Raw genomic sequence first — 12,334 nt, 5'->3', positions numbered from 1 at the left:
AAGACCGATCGACCGCGACAACCCTCCTCCAGCGGTCCTGGGGAGGGGACTGGAGAAGGGTCAGATTCGAGCGCCGGCCAGCTGTGCCGAGGCAACGGCGAGCGCGCCCGCAGGAACACCTGCGAACGTGTTGTGCTCAGCCGTCAGGAACATGCGCCGATCATGACAGGCCTAAAGATCCGTTGTCACGTGGTTTTCCGCGAGCCTGATCAGGGCACGTGCGGCGGGGCTGTGCGGGCCTGACGTGCGCCAGGCGAACGCCAGCCGGCTGTGCGGCGAGGGATCGGTTATCCGCACCGCGTGCAGCCCGTCGGTCATCGACAACGCCAGGATCGCCGGCCCGAGCCCGCGCTGCGCCAGCGTGATCACCATCGGCGGTGCGGACGCCTCCAGGGCGATCCGCGGTTGCCGGCCACCACAGGCCGCGTCCAACGCCCCGCGCAATCCGGTGCCAGGCGGCAGGCAGATCAACCCGCGCGTCAGCAGCTCGTCCACCGTCACGGATTCCTGGCCGTACCAAGGATCGCCGGCAGCAACCGCGGCCACCAGCGGCTCATCCGCCAGCACCCGCACCGACAGCCCGTCTGGAACGGCACGGGCGTACCCGACCAGGGCGAAGTCCAGCTGACCGTCCAAAAGGGACGAGATCAGGGCATCGGAGTTGGCCTCCGCCAACGTGATCTCCACGTCGGCGTGCAGCGAGTGGAACGACGACAGCAGCTCCGGCAGGTCCATGATCCCGCACGACACCACCATCCCGACACGCACGACGCCGCGCACCAGCCCGGCCATCTCCTCGACGGTCCGCCGTGCCGCCTCCACCGACAGCAATGCCGCGCGCGCCAAGGGCAGCACGGCGGCCCCGACGTCGGTCACCGTCACGCTGCGCCCTGACCGGTCGAGCAGGTCGTGCCCGAGCTCCCGCTCCAGCCGCCGAATCTGCGCGCTCACTCCCGGCTGCGCGACGTGCACCCGTTCCGCGGCACGCGTGAACGACGCCTCCTCCACGACCGCGACGAAGTACTCCAGCTGCCGAAGCTCCATAACCAACGATTATAGACCTGAGCACAACTAGATCTTGGACTTATAACCGCTGCACAACCATGCTTGAAGCATGCAAAAGTTCCTTCCCGGCGACACCGGCTACGACGACGAACGCAGCGGCTTCCAGACCGGACTGCGCCACGAACCCCAGGTCATCTTCGCCGTGGAGACCGCCCAGGACGTCGAAGAAGCCGTCCAGCACGCCAACGAGAACGGCTTTGAGCTCGCAGTCCAGACCACCGGACACGGCCTGACCACGACCACCAACGGCGTCCTCATCTCCACCAAGCGCATGAACAAGGTCGAGATCGACCCCCAGACCAGGACCGCCAGGGTTGAGGCGGGCGCGGTCTGGCAGCAGGTCGTCGAGGCGGCCGCACCGCACGGCCTCGCCCCGCTCAGCGGCGACGCGAGCGACGTGGGCGTCATCGGCTACACCCTCGGCGGCGGCTACAGCGTCCTGGCCAGGGAGTTCGGCTTCGCGAGCGACCGCGTTCGCAAGACCGAGAAAATCGGTGACGTCATCACCGCGCTGGAGTTCGAGCTGCTGGAGATCGACCAGGTCCACGCGGGCGAGATGTACTTCGGCGCCGAGCACGCGCCGCAGGTCTTCGAGGCCTTCCACCAGTGGGACCTCCCCGGCCACGTCACCCCGGCGCTCACCACCATCTCGTTCCCGGACATCCCGGTCTTCCCCGAACCGCTGAGGGGCCGCGACGTCGTCCGCGTGACCTTCGCGAGCACGCGGCCGTTCGAGGTCGACCACCTCCGGGTGGCCCCGAGGCTGCTCGAAGACTTCGGCGAGAAGCCCTTCGCGCAAGCCGCCGGCAAGCCGCTCCCGCCGCACACCTACCAAGGGGACAACGTCCTGCTGAACGACCTCCCGCTCGACGCACTTCAGCGCGTTCGGGAGAAGGCCGCGAACTCGGCCGTGCCGATCTTCCTCGGCGTCCACCCGCTCGGCGGTGCCCTGAAAGGTGACGCGAGGTACCTCCTCAAGCTGATCTCGCCGCAGCTCGGCGTGGAGCAGCTGCACGCGGAGGTGTTCGACGAGGTTCGGCCGTTCGTGATCGGCACCGCGCGGAACTTCCGGTACGCCGTAGGCTGACGGCATGACCCGAGTGGTTCTCGTGGAGGACCACGACATGGTCGCCGAGGCGATCGGCCTGGCCCTGGAACGCGCCGGGATCGAGGTGATCGCCCGCGCGACCACCGTCGCGACCGCGCTCGCGGACAGCCGCCGCGGCACGCCCGACGTCGTCCTCCTCGACCGCAGACTGCCCGACGGTGACGGCACCGCGCTGATCCCCGAGCTGGTGAAGGGCGGCGCGAAGGTGCTGGTGCTGACCGGCGAGGCCACCGCGTCGGTCGCCGCCCGCGTCGCCGAGGCAGGCGGATCGGGGCTGATCCTCAAGTCGGCGCGGCTGGACGAGCTGGTCGACGCGGTCCGCAAGGTCGCGGACGGCGAGGTGGTGTTCGACCCGAAGCTGCTCTCGGGTGTGTTCGACCGGCTGACCGGCCGGATCAGGGTCGCCGGGGCGACGCTCACCGCGCGTGAGCAGGAGACGTTGTTGTTGCTCGCGGACGGTGCCGGCACCGACCAGATCTCGACGCGGCTCGGCGTGGCCCGCAACACCGCCCGCAACCACGTCCAGCGCGTGCTCGACAAGCTCGGCGCCCGCTCGAAGCTGGAAGCGGTGACCATCGCCCGCCGCGAGGGCCTGCTCGACTGATGCAGCTGCACTAGACGCGCTGGTGGTTCTGCGTCTGCATCCGGCGCGATCGCGGGTGCACTGTGCATTGGTGACGACGAGCGCGCTCTCCGAGGCGGTGTTCTCCCTACCGGACGAGGACCATCGCGGCGGTGTGGCGCTGGCTCGTACGTTCGCCCGCCGCACCGCGATGATCTGCGGCTTCCGCGGCAACCACGAAGACGTCGTGCTGGTCGTCAACGAGCTCGCCACCAACGCCGTCTGCCACGGCGGCGGGCGGCCGTTCGTGCGCATCGTCGGTGGTCAGGACCGCGTGCTGGTCGAGGTCACGGACGACGAGGCGGCTCATCCCGAGCTGCGGTCCGGCCGTTGGGGCCTGCAGCTCGTCGCCCGGCTCGCGCAGGCATGGGGTGTGACAGAACGTGCAGGTCAGAAGGTCGTCTGGTGTGAGCTGACGGCCTGACCGCCATGATGTGCCCGTGCAACCGGACTGGCAGGACAGCGATCTCTTCCGGCTGCTCGTGCTCGGTGTGCGCGACTACGGCATCTTCATGCTCGACCCCGGTGGGCACATCGTGAGCTGGAACGCCGGTGCCGAGCGGATCAAGGGATGGGCCGCCGAGGAGATCATCGGACGGCACTTCTCCACGTTCTACCCGCCTGAGGACGTCCGCTCGGGCAAGCCGGAGTGGGAGCTGCGGGTCGCGAAGGCCGAGGGCGCGCTCGAGGACGAGGGCTGGCGGGTCCGCAAGGACGGCACCCGGTTCTGGGCGAACGTGATCATCACCGCCCTCTACGACGACACCGGCGAGCTGCGCGGGTTCGGCAAGGTCACCCGGGACATGACCGAACGGCGGCGCGCGGAACAACAGCTCACCGACCGGCGCCGGCTGCTCGCCCACCTGGTCGAGGCCCAGGAGCAGGAACGGCAGCGCATCGCGTGGGACGTCCACGACGACACGATCCAGGCCATGGTCGCGGTCGACATGCGGTTGCAGCTGCTCGCCCGCAAGCTGCCGCAGGAGCACCGCGACACCGTGGACCAGCTCGACGGCGCCGTCCGCTCCGCCATCAGCAGGCTGCGCAACCTGGTGTTCCGGGTCCGCCCGCCGGGGATCGAGCGCCAGGGCCTGCGCGACGCGCTGGCCACCTACCTCGCCGACACCGCGATGATGGCGGAGATCCACAACGAGCTGGAGCGGGAGCCCGGTGACGACGCGGCCATCACGATCTTCCGCATCTGCCAGGAAGCGCTGACCAACATCCGCAAGCACGCGCGTGCCTCGTCCGCGGCCGTTCACCTGTCCACTGTGGATCGTGGCTTTCTGGTGCGGGTGGTGGACGACGGCGTCGGAATCGCCGGCCTCGACTCGAACTCCGGGCACTTCGGCCTGATCGAGATGCGGGAACGGGCGGAGGCCGCCGGTGGCTGGTGCACGGTGAGCTCTCCGGAGGGCGGCGGCACGGTGGTGGAGTTCTGGCTCCCGGACGTGAGGCCGTGACGGTGAGAGTTCTGATCGCCGACGACGATCCCCTGATCAGGGACGTGCTGCGGGACGTGCTCGACGACGAGCCGGACCTGGAGGTCGTCGCGGTCGCGTCGGACGCGCGCGAGGCCGTCGAGCTGGCCGAACTGCACTTGCCGTCGGTCGTCGTGCTGGACGTGCGGATGCCTCACGGCGGTGGTGCGCGCGCGGCGACGGAGATCCTGCAACGGGCTCCCGGCACGCGCATCGTCGCGTTCTCCGCCTACACCGACGTGGGGGCCGTGGACGAGATGCGCCGCGCCGGGGTGACGGAGTACCTGGCCAAAGGCGTGCGCAACACCGAACTGGTCGACGTCGTCCGGCGGCTGGGGGAGCAATAGGTTGTGATGTGGGAGCATCGGCCGTAACGTCGAGAAGGTAGCCGGGTTCAGCAGCGTGCTCGGGGTCCGGGTTTCGCGCGCTTTCGGCCACCGGGGGTGTGCTGGTGAATGAATATCAGTTGAAGGAATCGCCGCTGCTCACCGTACGTGCCACCGAGGTGGCAGGAGTCGTGGTCGTGGCAGTGGAAGGGGAGATCGACGTCGACACCGCCGACGTCGTGCTCGACGCGTTGAGGCTCGGCTTCTCCTCGGGCGGCCCCGCCCTGGTCGCGGATCTCACCATGGTCAGCTTCTTCGGTTCGACCGGCATCTCCACCTTGATCACGGCTCACGAGGACGCGGAAGAGCAGGGCATCGTGTTCCACGTCGTGGCGCCGCAGCGCGCCGTGAGGAGACCGTTGCAGGTCACGGGCGTCGCCGACGTCCTGGCGCTGCACGACTCCGTTGACGAGGCGTTGTCCGCGCTGAAACCGGTGCCCAGCGAGTAGGCACCGGTTCTCCACGCGGTTCAGCCGGCGAGTTCGACCAGCGTGGGCACGACCTCTTCCGGATGCGGCATTTCCGCGATCTCCGCGGAAATGCCCGCGACCGCGGTCTGCACGTCGTTGTCCTGCAGCAGTTTGCGGGCCAGCTCGTACGCGGCCTCCGAGGTGAACTGCTCGCCGACGAGCTGTGCGCCGAGCCTCGCGTTCTCGACGATCTCGGCGTTGAGGAACTGGTCGGCGCCCTGCGGCAGCACGAGCTGGGGCACGCCGTGTGCCATTGCGGCGACCGTGGTGCCCGCGCCGCCGTGGTGCACGGCGAGATCTGCGTGCGCGAGCAGATCCGCCTGAGGCACCCACGACATGACGTGCACGTTGGCCGGTACGTCCTCGACCATCGACGCCTCGACCAGTGGCCCGGTGGCGACCAGCACTTCCGCGTCCAATCGTGACAGACCGGCGATCGCGGTCCTGATGAGCTCGATTCCGGCAAATGCCGTGCCGAACGTCAGGTACACGAGCGGCCTGCGATGTTCACTCACCCATTCGGGTAATTCTGCGGGCTCTGCGAACGGGACTGGTCGCATCGGAATCCGCTGCACGTTCGAGAGAAAGCCCAGGTCCTGCAAGGATGGCGGGAAGACATCAACATAGGGCGATCCGAGTCCGTAATGATGCCCATTCGGCAAGGTGATGCCGAGTTCGTTCAGGTATTCCAGCAGTCGCTCGCGCATGGCCTCCGGGACGAGCGTTTCGTCCATTCTGCCGTAACCGTGGCAGACGACCGGAATTCCCGCCTGCATGGCCGCGATCCCCGCGCCGGGGTTGATGATCTCGAAAACGACCAGGTCAGGCTTCTCCCGCTCCAGCACGGGCGCCAGGTCCTCGGCGAACTTGCGCGGCAGCAGCGAGCCGAACGCGTCGACCGCGGTCTGCCGCAGCATCTCGCGCTTGAACTCCGGTGTGCCGTGCTTCGAGTTCGCCTGCTTGAACGCCTGCCAGATGCCCATACCCGCTTCGACGGCGGTGAAACCCTGATTTCGCGCCAATCCCAGAAACTCCTGGTCGACGGCGTAGAGAACCTCGTGTCCCTGCTCGCGGGCGGCGGTCGCGAGCGGGAGTAATGGGTACATGTGTCCGTGCGAGCCTAAGCTCGAGAAGAGGATGCGCACTCAGCCACGATAGGTGCTTTTCATTTCCTCGGTGTGAGGTCTTCCCACAATGCCGCGATTTCCGACGGCGCGGGCATCGCGCCGATCTCGTCCCGCACCTCCGACGCGGCCCGTTGCAGCTTGGCGTCCTCGACGAGCCGGGTGAGCAGCTCCGGCGTGACGGAATTCGGCTGTGCGCTGAGCCCGGCTCGGCGGGTGGTGATCGCGTTCGCGTGCACCGTGCGGTCGCCCGGCCCCGGCTCGACCAGCTGCGGCACACCGGCCGCGAGCGCGCTGAGCAGCGTGCCCGCGCCACCGTGGTGCACGATGCCGTCGCAGAACGGCAGCACGCGCGGGATCGGCACCCAGCCGACCGTCTTGACGTTGTCCGGCAAGCCTTCCAGGCGTTCCGGCCGGATGAACACGAACTCGGCGTCGAGGTGCTCGGCAGCTTTCGCCACCGCCGCCATCATCCGGCCGGTGCCAGGTCCGGGCGCGGTGCTGCGGCTGACCAGGATGCGCGGCTTGCCGGCGGGTTCGGCGAGCCACTGCGGGACATCGCCGTCGCCGCTGTAGGCGACGAACCTCATCCGGTCCCCGCCGGGGAACGTGGCAAGGCTCGGCGGGGCGGTGCGCAGAACCGTTGCGGGAGAACGCACTTCGGCCCTCATCCGCGCGCCGACCGCCTTCGTCAGCTCCAGGCCGTCGAACAACGACACGTCGTGGACGATCGAGGGCACGCCCAGCGCGGACCCGGCGGCGGCCAGCGGTTCGTGCACCACGACGTCCGGCTTCCAGCCGCGGGCAAACTCCTGCAGCGGCTTGGTCATGGCGTCGCCGACCGTGCCGAAGAGTCGTGACACGAAGTCCAGCCTGCCGCTGCCCCGCATCTCCCTCTTGGCCACCAAGGGATGCGTCACCATGATGCGCAGCGCGATCGGTCCGAACCGGACGTTCGCCGGGACGACGTCCTCGACGTGCAGACCGGAGTCACGGACCCGCAGCGCCTCACCGCCGGTCGCGACCACGACCTCGTGGCCCGCGTCGCGCAACGCCAATGCCAGCGGCATCAACGGAAACACGTGACCGAGCAGAGGTGCGGCAACCACGAGAACGCGCATACAGCCAGGCTAACCCCGTCAGGGCTCGACCAGCCGTCGTACGGCGTCCTGCACGGTCTGCCGCCGCACCACGTGATCCGAGCTGTCCGCGGGCGCGTCGGACCACATCGACGCGATGGCCAGCACCAGCACCAGAACCTGCTCGGCGGAGAACCGCTGCGACACCAGGCCCTGGTCCTGTGCCCTCCGGATGGCTTCGATCTCCGCGGACCGGCTGATCCGTTCCGGCCGTTCCAGCCGGTGCCAGGTCGCGAGCCGGGCGAGCTCCGGGTGTTCGTGCTGCCGGTCGTACCAGCGTGCCGCGTACCCGGGCAGGTCAGCGGCGTCGAACTCGACGGCCGCCGCGTCCACCACCTCGGACCGCACCGCGTCGAACAGCTCTTCCTTGCCGCCGTAGTAGGTGTAGGCGAGGCCCGCGGAACACCCAGCGATGCGGGCGATGCGTTCCATCCGCGCGCCGCCGATCCCGTAGGCCGCGAACTCGACGAACGCGGCGTCCAGCAAGCGGCGGCGGGTCTGCTCCCGATCGCGGCTGCGCACGGTCACCAGGTTATGACGAAGGGCCGCACTCCCTGAAGAGTGCGGCCCGAGTACCGGAACAGCTTCGCTTGAACTACTTGTCCCGTCGACTACTTGGCCATGTCGAACCAGTTGAAGCCCTCGACCATCTGACGCGTGGTGTCGCTGACGTAGCGCGGCCCGGTCAGCTCCCAGCGCGTCACCCACTTGTAGGTGCCCGGCTCCATCGACTCGTCCTCCGCGGTGGTCTCGTCGTCCTTGGCAGGCGAGTACTGCTGGAACACGCGCCTGGTCAGCGTGACGTCGAGCGCCTCGTAGGCGGACTGGGTGTTGAGGTAGTCGCCCTCACCGTGGTCACCCGCGCGGCCGGGGTCGGCGAGCTTCAGCTTGATGGTGTTGCCGCCGAACGAGCCGGTGGCGGACACGACGGTGACGAGGTGGCCACCGCTGCGCTGCAACGCGTAGGCGCCGGGAGCGTCCTTGTAGCGGCCGTACACGAGCTGCAGGGGACCCTCGTTCAGCTTGCGGGCGAGGTCACCGGCGAAGTCGGGGTTCTCGAGCGTGCTGACGACACCCCGGGAGGTCTGCCAGCCGGCGTCACGGGCGGGCTGCGTGGCGATGTCCCACGCGGTGCGCAGGTTCGTCAGGTTGGTGGCGCCGTTGTACTTGGCGTCGAAGCCGATCTTCCCGAGCGAGGCGGTGACGAGGTCGTAGTCGCTCTGCTTCTGCGGGTCGACGTTCCCGAGCCTCGTGGGTCCCCAGCCGACCGGCGCGCCCTTCACGTGCCCCCAGTAGTGCAGGACGTTGTACAACGACGTCGGGCCGCAGTAGGCGTTGCCGTTGTTGTCGAGGTTGGTGCGGAACTGGTCCACATCGCTCACGCCGCACTTGCGGACGTTGAAGTCCGGGCCGGTGAGGTCGGCGGCGGTCACGCACGGCGCCGGGGTGCCGATGATGTCGGCGGAGGCCATCGGAGCGAAGGCGGTGGCGAGGGTGGCGGTGGCAGCGGCGGCGAGCAGAGCGGTGCGGATCATTTCGGTTTCCCCTTTGAGATCTCGTGTTCCCCTGTGGTGACACAAGATTCGCCGAGGTGAACCCCCAAAGGCATGAGGGGTGATCCCTCAACGTTCTGGGGTGAAAGTTGGGTGTATCAGGACCACCCCCACGTCGCTCCGTCTCAGGCGAGGACTCGGGAGAGGTCCCGGCGACCTGCGATGCCGAGCTTCGTGTAGATGCGGCCGAGGTGGTTCTCGACCGTCTTCGGCGTCACGAACAGCTCCTGCGCGATCTCCCGGTTCGCCCGGCCCGCCGCGGCCAGGTCGGCCACCCTGCGCTCGGACGCCGTGAGCGACTCGGCCCCCACGACCAGCTGCCTGCGCGGCCGGTCCCCGAGGGCTTCCAACGCCTCGACGGCCCTCGCGCGCAGCACCGCCGAGCCGCACTCACCCGCGAGATCGATGGCCCGGTGCAGCTGCTCGCGCGCGTCCGAACGTCGTCGCGCGACCCGCAGCGCCTCGCCCAGGTCGACCAGCGACCGGGCGAGCTCCAGGCGTGACGGCGAAGCTTCCAGCACGCTGACGGACTCGGTCAGCAGCTCCAGCCGTGCGTCGGCGCGGGCGTGCGCCGACAGCCGCAGAGCCGCGCCGACCTCGGTCGCCGCGCCCCACTTCCGCGCGATGCCGAGCTGTTCTGCGGCCAGCTCCGCAGCGGGTTCGCCGAGCTGCAGCAACGCCCGCACAGCCACCCCGCGCCACGGAATCGTCGGCGGATCCACCTGCACGGCAGCCATCGCGTCGCGCTGCCGGTACGCCTCTTCGAGCGCTCGCGAGGCGTTGCCCCTGGCCAGTGCGATCAGGCCGCGCACCTCGTGCAGCCAGATCGTCGGCATCATCAGAGCGGGGTCTTCGAGGTCGAACCTGTCCATCACGGTCTGGGCCGCTTCGACGTCGCCGCGTTCGAGTGCCGCGTAGACCGCGAAGTGCGTCGAGGTGGCCCTGAGGCCGATCACCTGCGCGACCGGGTCTTCGTGGGCGATGGCCGCGAGCGCGCCCTCTGCCTCGGCCTCGACGATCTGCATGTTGCCGCAGCGCCAGTTCAGGAACTGCGAGGCGTTGGTGACCATCGCGAACTCGACCGGCGACCCGTGCGCCCGCACCTTCAAGCGCGCGCGTTCGATCTCGCGCCGTGCGACGTCCACGCCGTCTGCGGCCATCAATGCCAGCAACGCGACGAGCCACGCCACCATCGCGTCGATGCTGCCCGTCGCGTCGTCGAAGTACGCGCCGTTGGCCAACGCACGCGTCGCCGTCGCCCTCACCTCGTCGTGCGGCCACACCTCGTAGCGGCCCATTTGCGCGAGGAGGCCGAGCAGCGTGCGTTCGTCGGGCGTGCTGCCCGCGAGGTTCGCGTACGTGCTGAGGTGCGCGGACGCGGTCTGGCGCCGGTCGGGCAGGAACGACCGGAACACCGCCAGCCGCGCTTCCAGATGCAGCCGCGACTCGCCGCCGGGCCGTGCCGCGATGGCCTCGGTCAGCTCCTCGATGGCGGCTTGGGGGCCTTCCAACACGGCTGTCGCCGACGCTGCCGCTGCCACGAGCTCGGCGTCCGGCAGTCCTGCGGCGGCGGCCTTCAGATGGTGGTGCGCCTTGACCGCGTCGCCCGTCCGCAGCAGCGCTCGGCCCAGTTCGGCTCGTAGCGCGGCATCGTTCGGACGCTCGTCCACGGCTCGTTGGAGGTGCGCGGCAGCGGTGTGCGGGTCGCCGGCGGCCAACAGCTGCGAGGCGGCCTTGCGCAGCACCTCGGCGGCGCTCGGGAGTGTCCCCTTAGGAGCGTGCACGAGGTGCGCGGCCACCCGGTCGGCCGGGGCGTGGGCCTCCCACAACGCTTTCGCGGCCTTCGCGTGCAGCGAGGCGCGCGCGATCGGCCCGAGACCGGTCAACACCGCCTCGCGCACAACGGGATGCACGAACTCCAGGTACTCACCGGTGACGATCACGTTCGCGGCCGTGAGCGCCTCGACCGCGTTCGGCAGGTCGTCGACGTCCGCGAGAGCTGCGGCCTGCCAGGGATCGGCGTGCGACCCGAGGACGGCGATCGCACCCGCGAGTGCCACGGCGTTCGCGGGCAGCCGGCCGAGCGTGGCGCGGAAGACCGTGCTGGGCCCGAGGCCGCCGATCTTCGTCGCCGTTTCCGCTGCTTCGAGCGGCAGCCCGAGAGCCTTGAGCTCGTCGACCAGCACCTCGGTGAGGAACGGGTTGCCACCGCTCGCCGCGTGCAGGGCCTTGACGACCTCGGGATGGCCGTCGACGAGCTCTTCGAGGGCCTCGGTGGTGAGCGGGCGCGGCAGCAACCGGTCCGCCGACACGCTGAGCTGGGCGAGCGGCCCCGAGTTGTCCGCCGGCCGGGTCGCGACCACCAGCGCGATCGGCAGGTCCGCGATCCGGCGTGACAGGTAGACGAGGAACTGCAGCGACGACAGGTCGGCCCAGTGCGCGTCGTCGACCGTGATCAGCAGCGGGCGGGTGGAGGAGAGGTCCACCGCGACCCACCACAACGAGTGCAACGTGCGCGCGAGCTCGGCCTCACTGGGATCCAGCGCCGCGTCGTCGAGTGCCTTCAGCGCGGCCCCGGACGGCCCGGCCAGGATCTTCTCCCGGATCTCGCCCGAGTACCGCGACACCGACCGCTCGACCATCTGCCGGACGACGCCCCACGCCATGGCGCTCTCCAGGGCGTCGCCGACAGCTTGCAGACGACCGAATCCACGCTGTTTGGCCAGCTCACGGCACTCGTGCACGAGCCTGGTCTTGCCGATGCCCGCACGGCCCTCGATGACGACGACACGACCCTCACCACGGGTGGCTGCGTCGAGAGCTTCACGAATGTGCGCGATCTCGGAGTCACGTTCAAGTGGTTCGCGCACGAATTGATCGTAGCGGCCATTCGGCGGGCTACATGCTGGTCATCGACACCGCATCCGGGCGACTTGATGCTCCATTGGTGTGAACGTCACTTCACGCACCCGTCCTGGACCGCTCCGTTGCCGGCGAACTGGTTCTCGACGAACGCCTTCGCCACCCCCGGATCGGCCTCCACGTAGGCCGGCCCGTTGTAGGTGGGCGGTGCCTCGACCGGCAGGGTCGCGGCCTGGATCTTGACAGGGCCCTGGAACCGCTGGGCGAACTCCACCACGTCCCACCCCGCGTCGACCTGGATCGTCTTGCTGATCTCGCGGGCGAACGGGAGCGCGTTGTCCTTGGTGATCTTCGCGGCGAGCCCGGTGAGGAACGCCTGGTGACGCCTGGTCCGGTCGAGGTCACCGTTGGACAGGTCGTGACGCTGACGAAGGAACGCGAGCGCCTGGTCACCCGAGATGGTCGACCTGCCCGCGGGCAGGTCGACGCCCCTCGTCGAGCTCGGCGAGGTCGTCAGTCCCGCC

General features: G+C 69.3%; 13 protein-coding genes. 6 read left to right on the top strand and 7 right to left on the bottom strand.

The genetic code is table 11. The annotated features are described in order from the left end of the window. Window positions 1-171 precede the first annotated feature (171 nt). A complete protein-coding gene (locus ABZX92_RS28865) occupies window positions 172-1,044 on the bottom strand; it encodes a LysR substrate-binding domain-containing protein (protein WP_355565924.1) in 873 nt (290 codons plus the stop codon). Window positions 1,045-1,114: 70 nt separating this feature from the next. On the opposite strand from ABZX92_RS28865, the gene ABZX92_RS28860 reads away from it, so the two are divergent. From ABZX92_RS28860 to ABZX92_RS28835, 6 genes are all read left to right on the top strand, one after another. Beyond that, a complete protein-coding gene (locus ABZX92_RS28860; protein WP_355565921.1) occupies window positions 1,115-2,152 on the top strand; it encodes an FAD-dependent oxidoreductase in 1,038 nt (345 codons plus the stop codon). 4 nt (window positions 2,153-2,156) lie between these two features. Beyond that, window positions 2,157-2,777, top strand: coding sequence for a response regulator transcription factor (locus tag ABZX92_RS28855; RefSeq protein ID WP_355565919.1), 621 nt, complete (start codon window positions 2,157-2,159; stop codon window positions 2,775-2,777). Window positions 2,778-2,847: 70 nt separating this feature from the next. Continuing rightward, window positions 2,848-3,219: an ATP-binding protein gene (locus ABZX92_RS28850; protein WP_355565916.1), complete on the top strand. Its 372-nt coding sequence runs from the start codon at window positions 2,848-2,850 to the stop codon at window positions 3,217-3,219. A 16-nt stretch (window positions 3,220-3,235) separates the two neighbouring features. After that, window positions 3,236-4,258, top strand: coding sequence for a PAS domain-containing sensor histidine kinase (locus ABZX92_RS28845; protein ID WP_355565913.1), 1,023 nt, complete (start codon window positions 3,236-3,238; stop codon window positions 4,256-4,258). Then, the gene (locus tag ABZX92_RS28840; protein ID WP_355565911.1) at window positions 4,255-4,623 is read left to right on the top strand and encodes a response regulator transcription factor; all 369 of its coding nucleotides are present in this window, start codon (window positions 4,255-4,257) and stop codon (window positions 4,621-4,623) included. The genes ABZX92_RS28845 and ABZX92_RS28840 overlap by 4 nt, the downstream gene beginning before the upstream one ends. Before the next feature lie 104 nt (window positions 4,624-4,727). Continuing rightward, on the top strand, window positions 4,728-5,111 hold the full coding sequence (locus tag ABZX92_RS28835) for an STAS domain-containing protein (RefSeq protein ID WP_355565907.1): 384 nt from the start codon (window positions 4,728-4,730) through the stop codon (window positions 5,109-5,111). Between the two features lie 20 nt (window positions 5,112-5,131). Here ABZX92_RS28835 and ABZX92_RS28830 read toward each other — a convergent pair whose 3' ends face one another. From ABZX92_RS28830 to ABZX92_RS28805, 6 genes are all read right to left on the bottom strand, one after another. Next, window positions 5,132-6,277: a glycosyltransferase gene (locus tag ABZX92_RS28830; protein ID WP_355565904.1), complete on the bottom strand. Its 1,146-nt coding sequence runs from the start codon at window positions 6,275-6,277 to the stop codon at window positions 5,132-5,134. 20 nt (window positions 6,278-6,297) lie between these two features. Next, window positions 6,298-7,377 (bottom strand): nucleotide disphospho-sugar-binding domain-containing protein, encoded by a 1,080-nt coding sequence (locus ABZX92_RS28825; protein WP_355565902.1) that lies wholly within the window; start codon window positions 7,375-7,377, stop codon window positions 6,298-6,300. Between the two features lie 18 nt (window positions 7,378-7,395). Further along, the gene (locus ABZX92_RS28820; RefSeq protein ID WP_355565900.1) at window positions 7,396-7,917 is read right to left on the bottom strand and encodes a TetR family transcriptional regulator; all 522 of its coding nucleotides are present in this window, start codon (window positions 7,915-7,917) and stop codon (window positions 7,396-7,398) included. A gap of 89 nt (window positions 7,918-8,006) precedes the next feature. Continuing rightward, window positions 8,007-8,930: a hypothetical protein gene (locus tag ABZX92_RS28815; protein ID WP_355565897.1), complete on the bottom strand. Its 924-nt coding sequence runs from the start codon at window positions 8,928-8,930 to the stop codon at window positions 8,007-8,009. 143 nt (window positions 8,931-9,073) lie between these two features. Continuing rightward, a complete protein-coding gene (locus ABZX92_RS28810) occupies window positions 9,074-11,818 on the bottom strand; it encodes an AAA family ATPase (RefSeq protein ID WP_355565894.1) in 2,745 nt (914 codons plus the stop codon). Window positions 11,819-11,904: 86 nt separating this feature from the next. Then, window positions 11,905-12,334, bottom strand: a 430-nt coding sequence (locus tag ABZX92_RS28805) for an LCP family protein (RefSeq protein ID WP_355565891.1), incomplete at its 5' end; no start/stop codon positions are given.

Origin of the sequence: Lentzea sp. NPDC006480 (assembly GCF_040611995.1) — a bacterium.
GTDB lineage: Bacteria > Actinomycetota > Actinomycetes > Mycobacteriales > Pseudonocardiaceae > Lentzea.
The sequence above is the reverse complement of the archived record's forward strand: the minus strand, read 5'-3'. Positions and strand labels throughout refer to the sequence as shown.

Bases quoted from the DNA above. Each gene is read 5' to 3' on its own strand.
- ABZX92_RS28865 (WP_355565924.1), bottom strand. From the start codon at position 1,044: ATGGAGCTTCGGCAGCTGGAGTACTTCGTCGCGGTCGTGGAGGAGGCG.
- ABZX92_RS28860 (WP_355565921.1), top strand. From the start codon at position 1,115: ATGCAAAAGTTCCTTCCCGGCGACACCGGCTACGACGACGAACGCAGC.
- ABZX92_RS28855 (WP_355565919.1), top strand. From the start codon at position 2,157: ATGACCCGAGTGGTTCTCGTGGAGGACCACGACATGGTCGCCGAGGCG.
- ABZX92_RS28825 (WP_355565902.1), bottom strand. From the start codon at position 7,377: ATGCGCGTTCTCGTGGTTGCCGCACCTCTGCTCGGTCACGTGTTTCCG.
- ABZX92_RS28815 (WP_355565897.1), bottom strand. From the start codon at position 8,930: ATGATCCGCACCGCTCTGCTCGCCGCCGCTGCCACCGCCACCCTCGCC.